This is a genomic window from Paraburkholderia sp. CNPSo 3272, assembly GCF_024206495.1.
Lineage (GTDB): Bacteria > Pseudomonadota > Gammaproteobacteria > Burkholderiales > Burkholderiaceae > Paraburkholderia.
This window is the reverse complement of the sequence record NZ_JAMBPQ010000033.1, coordinates 1-21,041: the sequence shown is the minus strand read 5'-3', so window position 1 is coordinate 21,041 and position 21,041 is coordinate 1. Positions and strand designations below refer to the sequence as shown.

Here is a 21,041-nt window from a genome sequence, read left to right as displayed (position 1 = left end):
ACTGTTCAGCTCACACGCAGATATTCCTGCTTCGGATGCCGACGGACCGTAGTGATGTCATCGCCGTCCAGCAGCGCGTGCAACACGCTGGTCGTCATCGTTACAACTTCGGCCTTGTTGTCGGGCCACATGAAACGGCTTGCCTCGAGACGTTTTGTCATAAGCCAGAAGCCGCTACCATCCCAGAAGAGTATCTTGATGCGGTCGTGACGCCGGTTGCCAAAGATGTAAAGAGAGGAGTCCATCGGGTTTAGTTGCATGACCTGTTCGACGAGAATGGACAGGCTGTTCATGCCGTAGCGGAAGTCTACTGGATCACGGTGCAGATAGACCTTCAGATTTTCGTCGAACCGGAACACGGCATCCTCCCGAGCATCTGGATGATCGTTGCGATCTCTTCGACACTCGCCTCACCGAAGTCGAGTTCAACACCGTTGGGTAACCGAACTTGCAGCGCGAGCACCATCGACGGCACCGGATCACACTGCGTCAACGACGATACCGGGCCAGATACGACGGGTACAAAAGCGGGTAAGGCACTTACATTGCCGGGGCTATTGAGCGCCGGAGCAGGAACATCGATTGAGACACCGTCGATCACCATTGAGTCTGACGCTGGACAACCGTGCTGCATCTGCGGCTGATAGCGCGCGATCCAGCGGCGTAACTGGTTTGGATTGACGTCATGATCCATGGCGGCCCGCGCGATCGACACGCCGGGCCTCAGGCATAGCGCGACCAGTTCGCGTATGGCGTTCTCGTCAAATTCGCGCCGGCCATCCCGTTTCTGGCCAACAACCAGTCTGCTGCGGAGGTCTCGATTTGCGGTCATAGAGGTCTGAGTGCATGTGTCCACGCGGACACTTAGGTTCAGACCTTCAGCCACTCCATGGAAGGGCGTCGTTTATCGACCGCATACTAATGAAGCGCGAGTCACACCGCAGCCGCTGCATGATCGCCTCACGTGCTTCGCCTTCATCAAGCATCAAGATCAGCCGTGCACGCCGCGCGTCCGCTGCGCGCACCGTTTGGCTACGAGTTGCTGACAGCAATTGTTTGCGCTCAAGCGTGGTCAAATTCATCTTTTCCATGCGTTTCATTGAATACCAAATAAGGTGCTTTTTCAATGACGCAATGGACTAGGGGTGGAAGGACGGCCTGCCGGTTCAGGCAGTTCATTTATAATGTGTGGATAGTCATGGGGCCCGGAGTTCGCCCGGGAGGCCGCCTCACTGGTCACCACCTCGGGCACCGCGCCGTGCGGCTCCATGAGCAGGATGACCGAGCCTTCCGACACGGCATCTCCGACCCTGAGCTTTATTTCACGAACGACGCCGCCAAAAGGACTCGGCACATCCATGGTGGCCTTGTCCGACTCCAGCGTAACCAGCGATTGCTCTTCCCGTACTACATCACCCGGCGCAACCAGCACCTCGATGACGGGGACGCCCTTGTAGTCGCCGATGTCAGGCACCTTAATCTCTGTTACATGCACTTCTGTAATCTCTCAATCGCGTTTCAAAGCGAGAGCAACGATCGATTCGTAGTGTGTCTCATGAATGCCTCAAGGCCGGAACAGGCAGCAGGCAGCAGGCACCGCGGTGCCGGAAATTCTGGCCATGTTCAACTAGCGGTCGACATCGCACGAATTCATCAGCATGTCCGTCAGTCCCGCGCCCGCTCGAACCATAGGCCAGACGTTCTCGGACGGATCGACGGCAAAGTCCATGAATACGGTACGGTGCTTCATGGAAAGAGCTTCGCGAAGGATCGGCTCGACATCGCACGGTCGCTCGATGCGAAAGCCGACGTGCCCGTAAGCGCGGGCGAGCGCATCAAAGTCAGGCAACGCGTCCATGTACGAGTGGGACTAACGGTCGCGATAATTCACGTGCTGCAGCTGCCTTACCATGCCGAGGTAGCCGCTGTTAGATACTGATATGACTTTTGCTGTCAAGTACCACAAGGTTTTGTTGTGAGCGTCTTTTCGCTTTTCGGTGAATCCGCTGAGGGCGGCGCAGCCTGTAACGTCGACGGTGGATCCGGCTGATATCCGTGGGTTGGTTACCACATTACAGGGTGCCGTCTTGTGAACCTGCCGCGCTCTATGTCCGAGAGTCTGGCCGTGAGGCCGTCTCGTAGTATCTTCGCGGATTGTTCACGGACCGTGCTGCGCCGTCCTCAGCAGACAGTTCCTTCCGTTGGATTTTGAATTCGCATTGGTGCGGCTATCAGTGCGCCTGTGTTTTCCACTCGGGCGGATTTGAGGTCATTCGCGCGATTTCCCAGACGAATGCGGCCAGCTCGCGTGCAATCGCGATTACGGCGACGTTGGAATGCTTGCCACGTGCGACCAGCCTGCGATACCGCTTGCACAGCCGCAACTGTGCATCCCACGCGCGATCGATGATGGCCTTGGGCAGTCCTTCATGGCGTCGCTGGATGACGGCGCTTACCTTGGCCGGGTGACGGTATGACCATGCCGCTTCAACCAGCAGGTGACGCGCATGGCCGTTGCCGGCCTTCGTGATGCTGCCCAGCCTGCGTCTCTGGCCCGAGGAATGTTCGGATGGCGTCAGACCAAGCCATGCAGTGAGCTGCCGCGGGTGATCGAAGCGTGACAGATCACCGAGCTCGGCAAGCAAGCCGATGGCGCTGGTGAACTGAATGCCACGTAGCGCCTGGAGCGCTTTGACCACCGGATAGAAACGCCATTGTGGCGCCATCTCGCGCAAGGCCGTCTCGAGTCGTTCGCACTGCGCGAGGCGGTCTTCAATGGTCCGGCGATACTCCTCGAACGCAAGCTGCTGCCAGTGCGAATCGAACGAGTAACTGCTGATCCAGCGCCGGTGTGCCGGCCCCCAGTCGGCGCGCCCGGTATAGCGCACATCGTGGACGAGCAGGAAGGCTTTGAGACGTTGCCTGGCCTGCTTCAGATCCTGTTTGGCGGCGCCCCAGGTGCGGACCAGGTCACGAAACGCTTCGTCCTCGACGGTGGGCACGTGCACGGGCGACAGATCTCCAGCTCGAAGTGCGCGTACCAGTTTCGCCGCATCGCGGCGGTCGGTCTTGACCCGCTCGCCGGGCTTGCGGGGAATCAGTGACGGCGCGCAGACCATGCAGGGGTACCCCTTCGCGGTCAACTGGCGATGAAGGCCATAGCCGCACGGTCCGGCCTCGTAGACAAATACGACGTTCGACGCTTTTGACTGCATGCGTTTGCACAAACGATCGATATCAGCCGCTCGCGTTCCAATTTTGCCAAGGACTTCTACCTCTCCTAATCCGGCCGAATACGCGACCATAATCGAATCCTTGTGGACGTCCAGGCCGACAAATACCGTGCTATCGTTTTTCACGCTGACCTCCGTGCCGGAAACAGGTTGTTGAGTATTGGCTTAGACCATACTCTTGCGGCTCTGGCATTCGTTGCTAACCCGCGCTTCACCTCCGCGCGGCGGTCAGCTTCGTGCGCAGCGAAAGTCATACTGTCTATGAGGGCAGCAGAAACGAAGCCTGAGGAGTAAAACGGAATGTGCAAACCGTTTTCTTCATGGGAGCACGCAAATGGACACGTCCGGCATGGCCCGTGTCAGCGGGCGGCGTTATAGAGCCAATTCGGGGGCGGCGTAATCGGGCCACTTGATGGGCGGCGTAATGGAGCCAGTCCAGGGGCGGCGTAATCGAGCCACCTCATGGGCGGCGTAAAGGAGCCACCCATCGGGCGGCGTGTAGAAGCCAGCGGTAGCGGGCACAAGCGCAATTCGAACTTTCCAAGTCGGTACGCTTCGTTCATTTGAACGGAGCGCCTATGGCCAACAGGAGGTTTGAGTTGTTCGAATATCGTCACATCCTCGTGCGCATGCGGCGCGGTGATTCCGACCGCGACATCGCGCGGCGACGCCTGATGGGCCGAGCCAAGCTCGCAGCACTACGGCAGGAAGCCCAGACGCGAGGCTGGCTCGATCCGGCGCAGCCCATGCCGGAAGACGCAGAGATCGCGAGCGTCCTCAACGGCGTACCGAGACAGGTGCCACGCAGTAGCATCCCCACGGTGGAGCCGTACCGCGAGCAGGTTCGCGAGTGGCTCGACGCCGGCGTCCAGGGCACCACAATCCATGCAGCCCTTCAGCGTAATCACGGCTATACCGGCAGTTACGACGCCGTTAAACGCATGCTGCGCCGGATTGCGGCCGAACGCGTCGTCAAGGCGACGACGATCCTCGAGTTCGCCCCCGCCGAAGCCGCCCAGGTTGATTTCGGCGCCGGCCCCGTGCTCACGCACGAGTCCGGTATCCCGCTCAAGACGTGGATCTTCGTCATGACCCTGTGCTGGTCCCGGCATCAGTACGCCGAGGTTGTACTGGACCAGACCGTCGAGACGTGGCTGGCCTGTCATCGCCGCGCCTTTGAATGGTTCGGGGGCTGTCCTTCCCGGGTGACGATCGACAACGCCAAGTGCACAATCATCCGGCACTGCATGCATAGCCCCGAAGTCCAGCGTTCCTACGCGGGGCTCGCCGAAGCATATGGTTTCCGCATCGACCCATGTCCGCCGCACGACCCAGCCAAGAAGGGAATCGTTGAATCCGGAGTCAAGTACGTCAAGAAGTCCATCGTACCACTACGCGAGTTCCGCGATCTGGCCGATGCGAACCGTCAGTTGCGCGAGAGGATCCTGCAGCAGGCCGGCGTGCGCGATCACGGCACTACACACGAGCAACCGCTCACGCGTTTCGCGATCGAGCGGCCGCTGCTCACGCGCCTGGTGCCGCCAGTACTGGCCGTGTGGTCCGAGGTCAAGGTGCATACGGACGGCCACGTTGTCTACAAGAAGGCGCTGTACTCAGTGCCCTTCACGCTGGTCTGCAAGCAGCTATGGCTCAAGGCCACCGACACGGTCGTGCAGGCGTTCCACCGGCACGAGCTCGTCGCAACCCATCCAAGGCTACGCAAGCCGGGGGACCGCCACACCGTGCGCGACCACCAGCCGCCCGAGCCACAGGCCTGGCTCGAGCACGATCCCCAGTGGTGCCTGGCGCGTGCGAAGGATATCGGGCCTGCCTGCCATGCCGTCATCCTCGCGATGTTCAACAACACGGTGCTTGAGAACCTGCGCGGCGCACAGGGCATCGTGAGGCTGCGCGAGCAGGTTGGCGATGTGCGCCTGAACGCCGCGTGCGAGCGTGCGCTCGCGTTCTCCAGCCCCCAGTATCGCACCATCAAGACGATCCTCGACAAGGGGCTCGACAGCGAGGCTGCGACGCCATCGACCACGGCGGCGCCCACCGACACCTACGTGAACGGTGGCCGCTTCGGCCGCGACCTTCAATCCCTTCTGATCCATTGAGCCGGCCATGAATCCGAGCCCCGAACTGAACACTATCCTCAAGCAGCTGCGCCTCTCCGGTATCCTCGACTCGCTCGAACAGCGAAACCGCGAAGTCATCGACGGGCAGCTTGCCTACACCGAGTTCCTCGCCATGCTGCTGCACGATGAAATCGCGCGACGCGACACGAAGAAGCTGGGCGTACGACTTGCCCGTGCCGGCTTCGCGATGGGCAAGACGCTCGAGACGTTCAACTTCGATCTGGTGCCCAAGCTCAACCGGATCTATATCCACGATCTCGCTACCGGCCGCTACATCGACGAGAAGGTCTGTGTCTTGCTGGTCGGCGGAACAGGCGTCGGCAAGTCACATCTGGCGCAGGCACTGGGCCACTGCGCGGCCCGGCAAGGGCGTGACGTGCTGTTCATCTCACAGACAGATCTGCTCAAGAAGCTGCACGCGGCCCGCGCCACGGGCCTGTACGAGCGCAAGTTCCAGCAGTTCGTGCGTGTGCCGCTGCTCATCATCGACGACTTCGCCGTCAAACCGCTGCACCCACCGCACGACGAAGACCTCCACGACCTGATCGCCGCCAGATATGAGCGCGCGGCTTCGATCGTCACGTCGAATTTAGATCTGAGTGAATGGGGTGATGCGTTCCCCGACAACCGCATCCTGGGTGCCGCGACGCCGGACCGGCTACGCCACGGCGCCTATCGAGTCGTGATCGAGGGCGAGAGCTTCCGCAAGCCCAAACCGATGCCGGCGAGCAGTGAAAACGCGGTTGCCAAATCGGGCAAAAAACCGCATTCTTGAGCCCGTTCGAATCTGCGCTTTACCCCCGTTTCTGCTGGCTCCATTACGCCGCCCATCCCCGGCTCGATTACGCCGCCCCGTGACAGCCCGTAATGGACAGGATGCAAAGGTGGTCGGCTCGTTGTATGTCGCCTTTGAGTTGGGCGACAGGAGCTGGAAGCTTTGTCTTGGCGACGGCGTTCGCTCGCCGAGCCGGTGTACGGTGGCTGCCGGCGATACCGCGGCAGTCCTGAAGGCGATTGCGAGAGCGAAGGTGCGCTGCCGCCTGCCCGACGACGCTCCGGTTCGCAGCTGCTACGAGGCCGGACGTGATGGTTTCTGGCTGCACCGCTGGGCGAGCGCGCAAGGGATCTCCAACCTGGTGGTGGACCCTGCCAGCATCGAGGTAAGCCGGCGGGCACGCCGCGCGAAGACCGACCGGCTCGACGCCGACCGGCTGCTCTCGATGCTGATGCGCTACCACGCAGGCGAGCGGCGGCTATGGGCGATCGCACGTATCCCGAGCCCTGAGCAGGAAGATGAGCGACGCGTGCATCGGGAACTCGGCCGCCTTCGGCAGGAGCGCACGGCGCACAGCAACCGTGTCCGCTCGCTGCTCGTGCTGCACAACCTGCGCACTGAACACATCGGTGGACGCACCTGGGGAGGCTGGTGGGCCGCACGCTGCGCAACTCCTGCCGGACCTGCGCGCCGAGATTGAACGTGAGATCGAGCGACTCGCTCTTGTCGCCCGGCAGATCAGGACGCTTGAGACAACGCAGGCCCGTCAGGTGCGCAACGGCGGGCAACCGGCCATTGCCGGGCTGGCACGGCTGGCAGGCATTGGCACCGGCAGTGCGTGGACACTCGTGAAGGAACTGTTTGGATGGCGGCGGTTTGCCAATCGCCGCGAGCGCGCCGGCTGCCTGGGCCTGGCGCCAACGCCCTATGCAAGCGGCACCAGTGAAGTCGAACAGGGCATCAGCAAGGCGGGCAACAAGCGGGTGCGGTGGCTGATGGTGGAGCTTGCATGGAGCTGGCTACGCTTCCAGCCGGCCAGCGAGCTGAGCAAATGGTTCAACCAGCGCTTTGGCGGTGCGGGGAAGCGTTCGCGACGCATCGGCATTGTCGCGCTTGCGCGCCGTCTTGCAATCGTAATATGGCGCTATCTCGAACATGGCGAGATTCCGGCAGGGGCAAAGCTCAAACTGGTGGCAGCGGCGGAGCTTTAACCTGAGCGACGACAGTCATTGAACACAGGGCAGACAGGTTTGCGCACCCGGACAGTAAGAGGGTTGCCCGGCGGGTAACCGTAGTTTTAGATGGGGTGCGTTGGTAACGGAGTGGTCCCAGCGCTCTGCGCATGCGGTATGTGGTGACCGGCCTGATGCCGGCACGGATAGAAGTTACACCGGGCAGACCGCCCGGATATCAGACACTCCGGCCTCTAACTTGCTGAAGAGCAGTCACATACAAAGGAATCCGAACAGAAACAGATATCTCAGAATCTCAAACGGAGGTCGTCGAATCGAGGAAAGCACATCGTAAAAGGGCTTGACTTCCAATGCCCCATAGAAATCTTACTGTGTCATAAGATAAACCTTTGATTTCGTCGGTGGCAGTATGGACACATTGCGAGTCTTGCGATCAACAGGAAGCTGAGTTGATGACGAATCGTGGTGATCGAATCAGCCACGTGGCGCTGTGCGCGCAGGGCTCCCCAGTGGGATGTAATCCGCAGGAAGCGAAGGCGCCTGGCGGGAAGCGAAGTTTTTTTGGCGCTGACGGAAGCGCCGGCAGTAAGTCGTTCAGAGACGAGGAACCCGTACGCCGCGATACTTAGCGTGGCATGGTGGTGGAAGCCTCGCCATCCTCGGCCTTCGTAATGCCCGAGCCCCAGCTCCTGCTTCAAATCCTGGTAGTCGCGTTCGATACGCCAGCGCATGTGTGCCTGGGCGACGAGTTCTTCCAGTGCAACGTCAGCCGGAAGGGTCGACAGGAAGTACTTCAATGGGTCAGCGTCTCCAGGTGGCCACTCGATGAGCAGCCACTGCTCGGGCCGCAGACGCGCCTTGCCGCTATTGCCGCCGGCATGACGCACACGCACGGCTGCAAAACGTCCACTGAGCGTTGCGTTCGAACCTTCGCGCCAACTGATCGTCTGGAAGGCGGCAGAAGGCAGCGAATGCGCCAGGTCCTTGACGTTCGCCGGTTGTCGACTGCGCGTGCGCCGCGGCACCGCCGGCGGCCAGACCACGACCGCCGAGGTGATACCGACCACGTAGGGCAAGCCCAGATCGCTCAGACGCTGGCGAAACGCGTTATCCACCCCGTAGCCGGCATCCGCTAACACGCAATACCTGGGCGCGCCAGAGGCCAGCAGCGTTTTCATCTGTTGCAGAGCAATCTCAGTCTTGGTCGCGAACTTTACCTCGGCGGTTCCACTTCAAGTTTGAGGTCGTCTAACAGTCACGGCGACGCTCGCGCTGAGGACGAGCGCAGTGCCCGCGAGTTGCAGTGCTGTCATCGCCTGATCAAGCACCACGAAGCCCGCTAGTGTACCGATCGCCGGTTCTAGGCTCATCAGAATGCCAAACGAAGCGGCGGGCATGTGCCTTAGAGCCACCATTTCCAATGCATAGGGCAGTAGCGGTACAAGTAGCGAGAGCCCAGCCGTCGTGGCCAACTGCAGGGGAGGGACATGCAAACGATTCTCAGCGATCCCAAACGGCGTGACCGCCAAGGCAGCCACTATGAGCGATACTGACAGGCCTTCGAGTCCGTTGAAGAGCGTGCCGGCTTTCTTCACCAATACGATGTAGCTTCCCCAACCGGCCCCGGCGCCTGCGGCGAGCAGCATGGCTATGGGGTCGCCGATCCACCCTGCGGAGTCATGGGCAAGCAACAGCACGCCGGCAGCCGCGGGAAGCGACCAGACCAAGGTCCGCAGTCGCCGCGCGCTGGCCGTGGCGACCGTCAGCGGGCCCAGGAAGGCGATCGTAACTGTCAGGCCAATCGGTATTCGCTCGATTGCCGAGAACAAGCACAACGTCATCCCGGCCATTGCAATGCCCAGTGCGCCAGCTGCGACCCAGTGTCTCCAGGAGTAACGATGCAGCTTTGGACGCACGACGAGCGCTAGGATGACGGCCGCCCATGCAAGCCTGAGCCAGATCGTGCTGAACGTACCGAACGCATCCATCGTCGGCACGGACAGTGCGACACCAAACTGCACACAAAGCATGGACAGTAAGCCGAACAGGGCTGCGACGTTGGCAAGCCGATCCGGTGAGGCCGACGCAGGTCTGTCCGAAGAACGAGTGGTTAGCATATGAGACAAAGGCGAAGCGACGTGCGTCGCTGGGTTTGCACGCGTGGAATCTCGCGATGGATCTTCCTGAAGCTCACGGAAATTGAACGACGGAGACGATAGTACCTGGCAAAATGGTCGTGAGAATTGATCACCGTCAATGAACGGGATTAGGGAAAGGCGAAAATAAAGATGTTCGTTGTGGCGTCGCCCTTCATTGGCTCTCAGTGGAGGCAAAGTTTGATGCTGGCGCTGGTATGGCATGACTTCAGTATCAGCCTCATTGGGCTAATGCTCCTCGGGGATTGTGTCTCCGAAGTTTATTCCCTCATGCTTGCATCAAGCCCTTAACTGGAGGAACCGATGAGCTACACCGACCTGGCGCTTCTTGAGCAACAAACCGCCGACCTGGCCGCTGCCTGCAGGGTGAAATTCTTCTCGACCGCGCCAGAGCTTGACGTGATCATCACCATGGACCCCGTTCACGTGGGCTACCTGACAGGCTATCGAAGCATCCTCCAGGATGCCGGACCGTATGCGCAGGCAGCGATCGCCACACGCGATCGAGTGGTCCTGATTACGGGCGCGAGCGACGCAGCTGCCGCTCTCGAGCAATTGGATGACGCCTCCTGCATCTGGCGATATGGCACCTTCTATGTGGGCGCAACGGCGGGAGTCGCGAGCTATGCGGACATGCCCGCGCAAGGCGCAAATTACGTCGATACGGTGGTGTCCGCCTTGCGAAGCTTTGATCTCCGTGGGGTACGAGCCGGCCTCGATACGCGGGACGAAAGGCTGACGCGGGCAATCTGGCAGCAGTTCCCACAGGCAGCCTTCCAGAACGGGGCACCGTCGCTGAAGCGCGCGCGCGCGACGAAGTTGCCAGCCGAGCTCGCCCTTCTTCGCCACGCGTCACACATTACTGATAGGGCACTCGAATCCGTCGTGCCGATGGTCCGCGCTGGCGTCACCGAGCTCGATATTGCACACGAAATCACCGGTACTATCGTTCGAGGGGGAGGCATCCCGCGCTTCGTCGTGGTGACTTCAGGCGAGCGCAGTTCCCGCGTTGACGCCTATGCTCGCAACAAACGCCTCGAAGCCGGGGATCTCGTGCGCATGGACATCGGTTGTACAGTAAATGGGTATTGCTCAGACATGGCGCGCACGCTGACTGTCGGCGCGCCGTCTCACGAACAGGCTCAGCGCTACGCGGCGTTGCTGGCGGGCGAACAGGCACAAATTGCTACATTGCGACCCGGAGCGTTGGTTAGCGACATTTTCAACATCGCTATTGATGCCGTTCGCAAAGGCGCTTTGCCGGAATATCAGCGGAATCACTGCGGACACGGTATCGGCTTGCAATCCCATGAATTTCCGTCGATCGCTCCCGGCTCCGACGTGCTGCTTGAGTCCGGCATGGTGTTCTGCGTAGAGACTCCGTACTACGAGCTCGGTTGGGGCGGCATGATGGTTGAAGATACAGCTATCATTACGGACGACGGGCACGAACTGCTGACCTGTTCATCGCGGGAGCTCTATCAGGTAAAGTAATGGATCAGCAGACTCACACCGGCTGTTTGCAGGCCATCAACCTTCGTATAGACAAGATCTCAATGAAGATCCAGTCACTTGAACGAGGCCTCGACGTAATGGAGTTGCTCAATGCGTCGCAGGAACCCTTGGGTACCCGTGAGATATCGCGTCAGCTCGGGCTAAGTCCGGCGATCGTTCAACGTCTGCTCAACACGCTGACGGAAAAGCACTATTTGCGGCGCGACCCTGTGACCAGGCAGTACAGTACTGGGTATCAAACCCTGAATATGGGCGCAGGGCTGATGGCTCGGGACACGCTGCTGCTCGAGGCCCGCAAAGAACTCCAGCACTTGGCGGACAGCATGCGCATCGACGGCTATCTGGGAGTACTCCAGGACAAGACCCCGATGTACTTGCTTTGTATCGACGGAAAGAGACCGGTCACCGTCAGGGTGCTTCCCGGGTCGCCAATTGGTTTGCACAACACGGCCATCGGTAAGGCTATCCTTTCGTCTTTTCCTGACGAGAAGGCGCTGGAACTGCTCCGAACGGAACCGCTGGAGCAGAGCACGGCCAAGACAATTACTGACCCGGAGCAACTCGTCGCGTCTTTGCACAGGATCCGGACTGACGGATATGTGTTGATTGAGGACGAACAGGTCGAGGGCATCTCGTCAGTTGGCGCTCCCGTCGGAGACGTCAGCGGACAGGTGCGGGCAGCGATCAGCGTCGCATACTCAATGCATTTCAGCCCCGACCTCGATCTGAAAGATGTGATCAGCGCGATACTGGGTGCAGCGAGTCGGATTACGCGCAACTGCGGGTTCCGTTCTGGATGACGGCTGGGACAGAAGCATGAGTGGGTCGAAAATTAATTTAATGTCTTAATGTCGAACTCGTCAGTTCAACATTTTGGCGCCAATGGCTTCTACATTCTTGAATGTGAGCTTGTACTCCGAAAACAAATTCTTTTGGAAGGGCTTAAAGTCAAGAGATGGAATCAACCATACACGCTGCAAGGCGGCGATCCGATGCACCTTTGGATTCGTGCTTTGCACGCCGCCGCTGGTAGAGCTTGCCTGCGCGTTAGCGCCGCCGCCTCGACACTGGATTTGTGCGGAAGTGGCATGCTGCGATCGAAGCATGACGTCTTGCCAAAGGCGTGTACGTACTCGGTCTGCAGAATGGCGTGGGGCCAGACGGGGAGTTGGAATGGGCGTGGATCAGGGGTTGCGAGACTCCCAGAATCAAAATGGAATGGACATATCTTCCGGGCTTGAGAACTGCCGATGAGCACGCCCGATTTCTTCCGCAGCCGCCTCCAGCGATGATCGATTTGCGTCACCCGCTGGCCGTACTGGCTAGTCGGATGGCATGGGGTGGATCGAAGCGACGTTGATGCCAATGTTCGAGCGGCGTGTTCGTGAAGAGCGGGTGCGCGCATAGGTTGGTCTGTTCGGCGTGACGCCGACGCTCGCTGTGCAGGATGTCAGCGCTGCAGGGCGTCCTCGCCGTAAGCGGCTCAGTTGGGCCGTTCGCCCTTTCGCGAGCGCGTAAAGCATGATGGTGTACTGGAGCGGCCGGTCAGGTAGCGGCATCTGGCGGACTGCCTGGCGTGTGTAGCTTGTCGGCGACATGCCAAGGCAGGAGCTCGTCGATGCGATTGATTTTGTGACCGGCGATATGGGTCAGCACATAGTCGAGGTAGGCACGCGGATCGATGTCATTGAGTATGCAAGTGCCAATCCGTGCGTAACATCGCGGCTGCCCGTTCGCCGCCGCTGTCTGAGCCGGCGAATAAAAAATTTTCCGACCCAGGCTTACACAACGCGGCACGTTCTCCGCGATGTTGTTATCTGGCATGCTCTTCGTGCGCGCCTCCCGGCGCGCACGCACCATATAAGTGGCGTATCGTGCGGGTTCCGGGATAGGGGCGTCGGGAGCATGTCTTTCGGGCAGGCCGGCATTAGGGCTACGCTGATCAAGCCGTGTAAACACAACGGGTTGCGACCAAGGCATGTGAAAACTTTTGAGATCGCGAATAACAGCCGTAAAAGCGAGCATTCCTGCTCATGTTGGGCTCCTTGAGGGGCCCTGCACGGGCTTGCCGCCCGTCTTTGGCCCTCTACGGGCGCACCTGTGCTGTCGAGCGACCTCGCCACATGTAAAGATTGGCCAGCGCGAGCGCAACGAAGGCGCGATTGGCGTTTTTCGACAGCCCGCGATAACGAACCTTCGTGAAGCCCCACAGCCGCTTCACGACCGCAAACACATGCTCGACCCGGGCACGGATCTTCGACTTGTTGCGGTTCTTGCGCCGCGCCACTTCGTCGACGACGTCCTTGCGACGCGTGCGCTTGTTGGTGAAGTCACGTGCCTTCGGAGCCTTGCTGTGAATCAGTGCTTTCTGGCTCGCGTATGCGCTGTCACCGTAGACGCGTTGCTCCTCACCGTGCAGCAACTGTGGCAGCGGATGATTGGGTAGCCCCCTGCCTCTCGGCAGCGGGGCCCCCGAAGAACCGTACTTGCGGGCTTTCCCCGCATACGGCTCGAGCACAGCATTAAGCGTCGTACTGACGCCGGTCGCACCGGCACTGCATACGACCTTCGTACGCGTCACATCGTTGATTCACCTCGCTACCGAGGGCAAGGGCGCTGAACCTGGAACATGTCCGGCTACTCACAAGCTGCCCTGCGCGGAATCTCAAATGTAGGCCTACGACAACTGCACCACGCGGAAGTCTGCATCCTTTCAGATCAGGGCAAATTTTGAACCCCTATGTGGCCTATTACCGACCACCCTTCGCTTTTTCCGCGTTCTCATACCCACTTGTCCAACAGTTTCCCTTGCGAGTCATCTGCCTTTGCCCCCCCAAAAAAACTAGCGTGGGCGGACAATTGGGCTTACCACGTTCCCATCCTTGCCGACCCGAATGTTCCCTGTCTGTCTAGCGCCTGTCTCTCCCCCGGCAGCCCTTGTGACGACGTACTCCCTGACAAGACGGAAGCAACCGGCTGCACACCTTTTGGTCAGGGCCTAACAGCCGCTTTGGCCCATTCGTACTAACGAGGTTTATCAACAGTTCACTTATGTTGCGCATGCAGAACTTGCCTGGCACCTCACACCGCACGGCGGCTGGCAGTGTCGATCTATCCCCCGTCGCCGGGGTGAACCGTCAGTCGCGAGGCGCGTTGTCTCCAGAGCTTCACACCCAACCGTTACCGGTTACGCATGTCTGGATAGGCAACTGCTGGTCGTACAGCAAGGTCAATGCCGACGAAACGGCGCAGGCTGAGGCTGTCGTACAGCGCCTCTTCGCATGCAAGGTCGGCGAGATTGAACCAGTGCTGCACAAAATGGATTCGCAACATGCGCTCCAGCGCAATCGGCGGGCGACCATTGCCGCGTTTCGGATAAAACGGCTCCACCACCGCGCACAGCTGCGCCCACGGCACGATCGTGTTCATCTCATCGAGAAACACTTCGCGTCGCGTAGGTTTGCGCTGCGCCCCGAATCCCGCGCATTGATCGACAGCCATCGCCAGTGTCAGTTGCTTCATCGTTTTTTGCTTTCGCCGTTGCATGCTCACGCTATAACGCGTGACAGTCGTGAACGGTAGACTTGATCAGCATTGCCTTAAAGAAGACGGTTTTCCGACAATGTCAGACACGCGACACTACTATCAAGGACCGCCGGTTGAATTATATGGACCTCTTCGTATGGCACGATACATGCATTGCCTAATCTAGGGAGAAACGCTGATATTAGGAGAAGCCCGTGTCATCCTCGAAAGCTATCGGAACTTACACGCTCGACATACTGCCAGTAAGTCAACTTCGTCCAAGTGAGAATATCAACGTGCCACGCGCACAGACGCTAGGTAAATTAATCGCGGAAACTGGACAGTGGACCACACCTATTCTGGTAGAGCACCGCCATTTCATTATTATGGACGGCCATCATCGCTATTTCTGCGCCAAGGAGCTAGACTTGTCGTTTGTTCCGTGTATTTTGCTTTCTTATGATGATCCCAACTTGAATGTCACCTACTGGGATAATCCTGCGCCAGTGGTTATTGATCGTATCATCCATGCTGGTCTTTCTGGAAATTTGATGAGTTTCAAGACCACTCGACATGCGTTGAATGGCACTTTGCCGAATTGTGCGATCGCGCTCAATGACCTGAGATAATGCGCTGTCCCAGACTTCATAGCCTTGGCTTGGAGGACGCAATATCTTTATTCAGAAATTTGGTGCACGATCTTCTGAATAGTCGATTCGAACTATGGCTGGGATAGACAGGTCCATAGCGGGACTTACTACCGTGCGTACCAACTAGCAGGCCGCTGAAATACCGCTTAAACACGTCATCGCATAGAGCTCGTGAGGCGTTGATAGATGGACCACTACTTGTCCCCTGGAGATCATGCGCGGCGCCGACACATTCACCGAGAGTCTGTTTTCCATGCGCAAGCTGGACGACTTCGTCCCCAAGTGGCATCCGTTGCGTTCGATCCGCGTGATGGCGAACGAAGCGCTGGCGAAGATGGATCGACTGTTCGCCCAGATGTACGAAGCGGACATCAAAGGTGGGCGGCCGAGTATCGCGCCAGAGAAGTTGCTGCGAGCCATGCTGATTCAGGTGCTTTTCAGCATCCGCTCAGAGCGTCAGCTGATGGAGCAGGTGCAGTACAACCTACTGTTTCGCTGGTTCATCGGCCTGGCGATGGGCGACGAGGTGTGGGTACCGACGGTCTTCACGAAGAACCGCGAGCGCCTGATCAAGCACGATGCGATCATCGAATTCTTCAACGAAGTGGTGGCCATCGCCGGGAAGAAGTGTCTGCTCTCGGGTGAGCATTTCAGCGTGGACGGCACGCTGATCCAGGCGTGGGCCGGACACAAGAGCTTTGTACGCAAGAATGGCGACGATCAGGACAACGACGGTGGCGGTGCGGGCGATTTCAAGGGCGAGAAACGCAGCAACGAGACACATCAGTCGAGAACCGACCCAGATGCGCAGCTCTATCGCGAAGGCAAAACGGCCAGCGAATTGCGGTACATGGGCCATACGCTGACCGATAACCGGCATGGCCTGGTGGTCAACGCGCGCGTGACACGCGCCGATGGGCATGCTGAGCGTGAAGCGGCCAAGATCATGATCTACGACGCACGGCAGGCGGCAGAGGATCCGGACGCGGAAATCACGCTGGGTGCAGACAAGGGTTACGACGCACAGGAATTCATCGAGGCGTGCCAGCAGATGAAGGTCACGCCGCACGTTGCGCAAACACTGCGTAAGTTGGTCGAACAAGGTTTCGGCTGGGCCAAGACCGTGGGGCGCATGCGCCAGGTGATGGTGCGTGGCTTGAAGAAGGTGGACCAGATGTTCGTGTTGAACATGGCGGCCTACAACCTCGTGCGCATGCGATCGCTGGCACAGTTCCGTCCATAGTGGCGGGAAAAGGCGCCAATGAGGCCAGAAGTCGGCCTCACAGCGCTTTAAAAAGGTTGATTCGCGTTGAAATTGCACAATGCGAAAGATTTAGCGACGGCGGCCGCGGAGATCGAGGAAGGCCGCATCCGTCGAGGGTGTATTTCCGCAACCTGCTAGGTCAGGACAAGCCAACTTCAATGGCGGGATAACGCGCATAAGGTCGCTGTTGATCGTCCCGCTTGGGTGGCGGGGCACGTAGGTGCTATTCGTTCATCTGACTGTGCGGAATGCGCCGAAAGCCAGCGCGCAAGTCGTTGCCTCACTGAAAGGCCTTCCGTATTCGGATCCTTCTTGAGGGTATGAAGTTGACTGGCCTCATTGCGCTGTGACAAGGGGGACAAGCGGGAAGCCAAGAGGCGGGGAGTAGTCGATGCCGGAGATCGTTTTCCTCACCGCACGCATTTTTGCGTGACATGAACCGGGAAAATACTGGAAGGATATTTCGGCGCGGAGATGGTGAATGCTCTTTGCATTGTTATAGAGCCTGTAGAAGGAAGTCGAAAGATTGTTCAACCGATCGCCCCATCGTGCATCTCTAGCGTGTTAGGTGCTCTATTAATCAGGTATACGAAATGAACCAGAATCAGTACGGAGAAGACTACAAAGTGCAGCCCGGCGAGGGTCTCGGGCAAGCGCTCGTAGTCTGGCGCAAGCTGCCGAAATCGGTTCAGCCAGCCGAAGCTGGGCTCCACTACCCAGCGTCGTGGCAACAGAACAAAGGCTTTCTTCGCCTCCGCCAACTCGATTACCTGAAGTTCGATTCCCTCATCAAGCGCTGCCTGCGCGGGCTCCTCACCGGTATATCCCTGATCGGCGAACGCTACCTTGACCGTCTGGCCCGTGGCCTGCTAAACCTGACGCGCCAGTTCCCCGACCTGCGCGCGCTCCTGTTCGTTGGCCGGCGTCACATGCACAGCAAGCAACTGTCCCAATGTATCAACTGTCATGTGAACTTTGCTGCGTTGTTTCCGCTTGTAACCGTCGTAACCTGCGCGAGGTTCCCTCTCGCAGGCCGACTGCAGCGTGCGCCCGTCGAGAATGACAGCGCTGGGATAGGCGAAACTTCACCAAGATTGGGAGTAGATAGATGATCGTCAATAGCATACTAGATACCATCGGGCATACGCCCCTGCTCAAAATTCCTTTGCGCGGTGAGGAAGTTAACCTTTATCTCAAGCTGGAGATGTTCAATCCGTCTGGATCAATGAAGGACCGGATGGCGTTGAGTATGCTAAACCATCGTCCACGTGCATTGAATAAAGATGCTTCTGATATAGTCGAATCTTCTTCTGGGAATACGGCTAGCGCATTGGCGATGATTTCAGCTGTGCGAAGAATAAACTTCACAGCTCTCATGGACTCTCACGCAAGCCTTGATAAAATTCTTACTGTTCGTGCGTTCGGAAGCAATGTCCAGATCGTTGGCGGCGGAGACGGTGTTTTAGCGACTGATATACGGGACCGAGAGGCAATGAGAATTTCCTGTGAAGAAGGCGCCTATTGGACTGAACAGCACAACAATCCCGCAAATGCAGCCGGTTATGCTGGACTCGCTGCAGAATTGCTTGACGACCTGGGCCCAACAATTACGCATCTTGTTTGCGCAATCGGTACCGGCGGGTCACTATGTGGTTCTGCACGCCAGTTGCGGACGCGTATTCCTGAGCTCCAAGTAATCGGGGTTGAGCCCGCCGGAAGCATCATCTTCGGCGGTGAGGGTCTAGATTACCTCCAATCGGGGACTGGCACGCCTGAAGGTGCTGAAGTGGGACTGGCCATTGACTACGGCGTAATAGATTCGGGCCGCAAAGTGAGCGACCGCATGGCCTTTTCGACATGCCATTATCTCGCCCAGCGGCACGGTTTGCTGGTTGGCGGATCAACGGGGGGGGCGGTCTACGAGGCGTTCAGTGTGGCTCGACGCGCACCGGTTGGATCGCGTATCGTAACAATAGTCTGTGACAGTGGTACCAAGTACCTGGACACGGTTTTCAATCAAGACTGGTTGTCGATCCATGGGATACAAATTATCGATATTGAAGAGCATTTCGAGGGGCTCATTGCGGACGCCCGCAGGCGGCCTCAAATCTGAAGCGCAACACCGTTTGATATAAGGTGTCGCGATGGCACTGTCATGCATGGACGCCCCCGGTTTGCCAAGCTTCACGTTGTGATGGTTCAAAGGTCGTGATTGCAGCCATGCATCCGGACTTCAGTGCCGAGCGCAGGCCGGCTGTCCCTGATGGAATATGCTGACGAGGTCCCGATCAACTTGGCGAGCCTGGTGCTCTTTGACAGTGTTGGGTTTGGCTCGTCACGGTCTGACCTGTCTTGCCATCACGTCATGATTGCCTTGGCAATCGGTGGAAGTGTCCCTCCGTTCGCTACGAACTTCGTGCCGTTCGAGGCTAAATATTTGGTATCGCGGACTCATGGTCGGGTCGCGACGTTCGCTCGTGAGTCAGCAGAGCCCACACGATCCGCGCGTTCTTGTTGGCCAGCGCAACGGCGGCCACATTGGAATTGCGTCGCTGCAGCAAACGGGATAGCCATCCTTCCTTGTCGCTCCTGCGTCGGGCCGCGTGGATGACAGCACGCGCTCCGTGGATCAATAACGTTCGCAAGTACGTGTCGCCTCTTTGATATGACTTACTGTTACGTCTCGCGGTAACCGGGGTTCGGCATCGCGAGATATTCGAGACGAGACGGCGCCGATTGTCGCGGGCTGGTCGAGTAGAAGTCCTTGCTCAACTGATTGCGGGTTTTCCGAAGGGGCCGAATTTGTCTGCGAGCCCCACCGGGAATGGCTTTCGGAGCTGGCGAGGGGGGAGCGGTTAAAGTCAGGGCTTTGCGGATGCGAAAATGGCTGCAAACCATGGCCGGCAGGCGATTCCCACGAAATTGAGTGAAGCGCAGTTCGGGCAACTTGTCTTGCCGCACCTGAGCCGGGGCCGGCGCGGCCCGCCGCCGACGTTGCCGTTACAGAGGATGTTCAACTACGTCCTGAAGGCGCTCTATATGGGGTGTCAATGGAAGATGCTGCCGATCGAAACGGATGCAAAGGGGCTGCCTGAAATCCACCACACCCGGCGTGGTTCATCCCGGCGTTACACAGGCAGGGCAGAAATGAAAGTGCGGGTAATGTGGCCCACTTTAATTTTGGCGTCCCCATGACTTCATCCGTCTGCCCTGTTTCCGTAAAACCGGCTGGCTGCGACCGCAAGATGATGGCCGTTCGCGCCCTGGCGGGCGCTGAACCCGTCAGCGCCGTGGCCGCCCGCCACGGTGTCAGCCGTCCACTCGTCTATCGCCAGATGCGCAAGGCGAGCGCCGCGCTGGATGAAGCCTTTTCGCCAACGCAAATGGACGAAGACGCCGACAAGGTCCTGTTCTCGCTGCGGGTGACCCGACGATGGCTGGAGCAGGTCATCCTCGCACTGACGATGATCGGTCACGCCTCGATGCGCGGCGTCATCGAATTCATGAGCGACCTGCTGGGCGTGTCCATCAGCCTGGGCACCGTGCACAATGTTCACCAGCGTGCCGCGCAGCGGGCGATGGCCATCAACAACAGCATCGACCTGTCGGCCATCCGGGTGGGACTGCACGACGAGATCTTTCAGGGGACCCGGCCGGTTCTTACCGGCATCGATGCGGCTTCCACCTACTGCTATCTGCTGGCTGACGAAGACCACCGTGATGGCGATAACTGGGCCATCCATCTGCTGGACCTGCAGAGGCAGGGACTGCATCCCGACTTTACGATTGCCGACGCCGGCACGGGTCTGCGCGCAGGCCAGAAGCTCGCATGGCCCGATACCCGGGGTTCGGGGAGCAACGGAACAGCCAACCGACTTAAGCGTCGTGGCAGTTCGAGCGACCCTCGCGGCCACTGCGGGACGCCTCAATGACGAGGATTCGTATTGTTGTGCAATGTTTCGCGTCGCCTTGCATCGGTGGCAAGACATCGTGTCACCATTAATGGTTTTTTTGGTGGCCGATTGCCAGCAGCGGATGCGGCAATCTGTGCCTCAGCCCTCTAAACTTTTCTGAGCCAGATGCAAAGAATGCAGGTAGCGCTCCCATTGGAGGAGGCGATTCTCCATGCCAGGCAAGTGGCAGCGAATCGTCGCGTGCTTGTCGCGCTTATTGGCCAAGCCGACACATGCTGGTGGGGTGGACATATCGACAACTGGCACCCGGATGAGACGTTGTTTTCGTCGGGCGCAGCACTGAAGGGATACAGAAAGCTTGTAGATCGCTTCAAGAAGGGCAAAACGGCCAAAGCGCACGTACTGATGTTTCACAATGACGGCTCGTGCGGGGGTCTGTCATAGATTTTGTGTTCAAGGCATAACATGTAGCTCAAGGAGCATGTATGCCACGCAAACCCAAGACAACTACCGAAGCGCAGACAGCGTTACCGTCCATTCCGAAGGAGCTGATCGACCAGTTCGTGAAGGGACCCATGACCGCCGAAGCGGTGCACGCCGCTTCAGCCGCGTTCAAGAAGGCGCTGATCGAGCGGGCGCTGGGTGCCGAACTTGGACACCATCTGGGTTATCCGGCGG

Annotated in this window: 17 protein-coding genes and 10 pseudogenes; 12 read left to right on the top strand and 15 right to left on the bottom strand. The window is 58.8% G+C overall.

Going from position 1 to position 21,041, the window contains the following annotated elements:
- Positions 1-5: 5 nt before the first annotated feature.
- From tnpB to M3I53_RS28760, 6 genes and pseudogenes are all read right to left on the bottom strand, one after another.
- Positions 6-359, bottom strand: a complete 354-nt coding sequence (gene tnpB / locus M3I53_RS28785) for an IS66 family insertion sequence element accessory protein TnpB (protein WP_254319233.1) — start codon at positions 357-359, stop codon at positions 6-8.
- Positions 335-832: a transposase gene (locus M3I53_RS28780; RefSeq protein WP_133187342.1), complete on the bottom strand. Its 498-nt coding sequence runs from the start codon at positions 830-832 to the stop codon at positions 335-337. The genes tnpB and M3I53_RS28780 overlap by 25 nt, the downstream gene beginning before the upstream one ends.
- Before the next feature lie 85 nt (positions 833-917).
- Positions 918-1,100: pseudogene (locus M3I53_RS28775) on the bottom strand (IS630 family transposase); the annotation flags it as partial.
- Positions 1,101-1,252: 152 nt separating this feature from the next.
- Positions 1,253-1,495: pseudogene (locus M3I53_RS28770) on the bottom strand (biotin/lipoyl-containing protein); the annotation flags it as partial.
- Positions 1,496-1,627: 132 nt separating this feature from the next.
- A pseudogene (locus M3I53_RS28765) lies at positions 1,628-1,948 on the bottom strand (thiamine pyrophosphate-dependent enzyme); the annotation flags it as partial.
- A gap of 283 nt (positions 1,949-2,231) precedes the next feature.
- Positions 2,232-3,359: an IS110 family transposase gene (locus M3I53_RS28760; protein ID WP_254319232.1), complete on the bottom strand. Its 1,128-nt coding sequence runs from the start codon at positions 3,357-3,359 to the stop codon at positions 2,232-2,234.
- A 473-nt stretch (positions 3,360-3,832) separates the two neighbouring features.
- Between M3I53_RS28760 and istA the strand changes: the two genes are divergently transcribed.
- The 4 genes from istA (at position 3,833) to M3I53_RS28740 (ending at position 7,357) form a co-directional block, all read left to right on the top strand.
- Entirely contained in the window at positions 3,833-5,350 is a 1,518-nt protein-coding gene (istA, locus tag M3I53_RS28755) for an IS21 family transposase (protein WP_254319231.1), read from the top strand.
- 7 nt (positions 5,351-5,357) lie between these two features.
- On the top strand, positions 5,358-6,146 hold the full coding sequence (gene istB / locus M3I53_RS28750; RefSeq protein ID WP_254319230.1) for an IS21-like element helper ATPase IstB: 789 nt from the start codon (positions 5,358-5,360) through the stop codon (positions 6,144-6,146).
- Positions 6,147-6,348: 202 nt separating this feature from the next.
- Positions 6,349-6,846: a hypothetical protein gene (locus tag M3I53_RS38495; protein ID WP_254319229.1), complete on the top strand. Its 498-nt coding sequence runs from the start codon at positions 6,349-6,351 to the stop codon at positions 6,844-6,846.
- Positions 6,776-7,357, top strand: coding sequence for a transposase (locus tag M3I53_RS28740; protein WP_254319228.1), 582 nt, complete (start codon positions 6,776-6,778; stop codon positions 7,355-7,357). The genes M3I53_RS38495 and M3I53_RS28740 overlap by 71 nt, the downstream gene beginning before the upstream one ends.
- 348 nt (positions 7,358-7,705) lie before the next feature.
- Here the strand turns inward: M3I53_RS28740 and M3I53_RS28735 are convergent.
- Positions 7,706-8,559, bottom strand: a pseudogene (locus tag M3I53_RS28735) (IS701 family transposase); the annotation flags it as partial.
- A 12-nt stretch (positions 8,560-8,571) separates the two neighbouring features.
- Positions 8,572-9,456 carry a DMT family transporter gene (locus tag M3I53_RS28730; protein WP_028209171.1) on the bottom strand — a complete coding sequence of 295 codons (885 nt, stop codon included), beginning with the start codon at positions 9,454-9,456 and terminating at the stop codon, positions 8,572-8,574.
- Between the two features lie 342 nt (positions 9,457-9,798).
- Between M3I53_RS28730 and M3I53_RS28725 the strand changes: the two genes are divergently transcribed.
- Together M3I53_RS28725 and M3I53_RS28720 are read left to right on the top strand one after the other, a co-directional pair.
- Positions 9,799-10,989 carry a Xaa-Pro peptidase family protein gene (locus M3I53_RS28725; RefSeq protein WP_028209172.1) on the top strand — a complete coding sequence of 397 codons (1,191 nt, stop codon included), beginning with the start codon at positions 9,799-9,801 and terminating at the stop codon, positions 10,987-10,989.
- On the top strand, positions 10,989-11,810 hold the full coding sequence (locus M3I53_RS28720) for an IclR family transcriptional regulator (protein ID WP_254319227.1): 822 nt from the start codon (positions 10,989-10,991) through the stop codon (positions 11,808-11,810). The genes M3I53_RS28725 and M3I53_RS28720 overlap by 1 nt, the downstream gene beginning before the upstream one ends.
- A gap of 60 nt (positions 11,811-11,870) precedes the next feature.
- Here M3I53_RS28720 and M3I53_RS28715 read toward each other — a convergent pair whose 3' ends face one another.
- The 4 genes and pseudogenes from M3I53_RS28715 to M3I53_RS28700 all read right to left on the bottom strand — a co-directional run.
- Entirely contained in the window at positions 11,871-12,116 is a 246-nt protein-coding gene (locus M3I53_RS28715; protein WP_254319226.1) for a hypothetical protein, read from the bottom strand.
- A gap of 439 nt (positions 12,117-12,555) precedes the next feature.
- A pseudogene (locus M3I53_RS28710) lies at positions 12,556-12,828 on the bottom strand (transposase domain-containing protein); the annotation flags it as partial.
- A 268-nt stretch (positions 12,829-13,096) separates the two neighbouring features.
- Positions 13,097-13,447, bottom strand: a pseudogene (locus M3I53_RS28705) (transposase); the annotation flags it as partial.
- 776 nt (positions 13,448-14,223) lie between these two features.
- Positions 14,224-14,532 (bottom strand): annotated as a pseudogene (locus M3I53_RS28700) (transposase); the annotation flags it as partial.
- Between the two features lie 218 nt (positions 14,533-14,750).
- Here M3I53_RS28700 and M3I53_RS28695 point away from each other — a divergent pair.
- Both M3I53_RS28695 and M3I53_RS28690 read left to right on the top strand, forming a co-directional pair.
- Complete coding sequence (locus tag M3I53_RS28695; RefSeq protein ID WP_254319225.1) at positions 14,751-15,164, top strand: ParB N-terminal domain-containing protein; 414 nt, start codon at positions 14,751-14,753, stop codon at positions 15,162-15,164.
- A gap of 235 nt (positions 15,165-15,399) precedes the next feature.
- Positions 15,400-16,428, top strand: coding sequence for an IS5 family transposase (locus M3I53_RS28690; protein ID WP_254319224.1), 1,029 nt, complete (start codon positions 15,400-15,402; stop codon positions 16,426-16,428).
- A 551-nt stretch (positions 16,429-16,979) separates the two neighbouring features.
- Here the strand turns inward: M3I53_RS28690 and M3I53_RS28685 are convergent.
- A pseudogene (locus M3I53_RS28685) lies at positions 16,980-17,528 on the bottom strand (transposase); the annotation flags it as partial.
- Positions 17,529-17,557: 29 nt separating this feature from the next.
- On the opposite strand from M3I53_RS28685, the gene M3I53_RS28680 reads away from it, so the two are divergent.
- Complete coding sequence (locus tag M3I53_RS28680; RefSeq protein WP_254319223.1) at positions 17,558-18,562, top strand: PLP-dependent cysteine synthase family protein; 1,005 nt, start codon at positions 17,558-17,560, stop codon at positions 18,560-18,562.
- Positions 18,563-18,878: 316 nt separating this feature from the next.
- On the opposite strand, the pseudogene M3I53_RS28675 reads toward M3I53_RS28680, so the two are convergent.
- Positions 18,879-19,112, bottom strand: a pseudogene (locus M3I53_RS28675) (IS110 family transposase); the annotation flags it as partial.
- A gap of 220 nt (positions 19,113-19,332) precedes the next feature.
- Here M3I53_RS28675 and M3I53_RS28670 point away from each other — a divergent pair.
- Both M3I53_RS28670 and M3I53_RS28665 read left to right on the top strand, forming a co-directional pair.
- The gene (locus tag M3I53_RS28670) at positions 19,333-19,644 is read left to right on the top strand and encodes a transposase (RefSeq protein ID WP_254319222.1); all 312 of its coding nucleotides are present in this window, start codon (positions 19,333-19,335) and stop codon (positions 19,642-19,644) included.
- Positions 19,641-20,381, top strand: coding sequence for a hypothetical protein (locus tag M3I53_RS28665; protein WP_254319221.1), 741 nt, complete (start codon positions 19,641-19,643; stop codon positions 20,379-20,381). Before M3I53_RS28670 ends, M3I53_RS28665 begins: the two co-directional genes overlap by 4 nt.
- A 120-nt stretch (positions 20,382-20,501) precedes the next feature.
- Here the strand turns inward: M3I53_RS28665 and M3I53_RS28660 are convergent, their stop codons facing one another.
- Positions 20,502-20,777, bottom strand: a complete 276-nt coding sequence (locus M3I53_RS28660) for a hypothetical protein (RefSeq protein ID WP_254319220.1) — start codon at positions 20,775-20,777, stop codon at positions 20,502-20,504.
- Between the two features lie 71 nt (positions 20,778-20,848).
- Here M3I53_RS28660 and M3I53_RS28655 point away from each other — a divergent pair.
- Positions 20,849-21,041, top strand: a pseudogene (locus tag M3I53_RS28655) (IS256 family transposase); the annotation flags it as partial.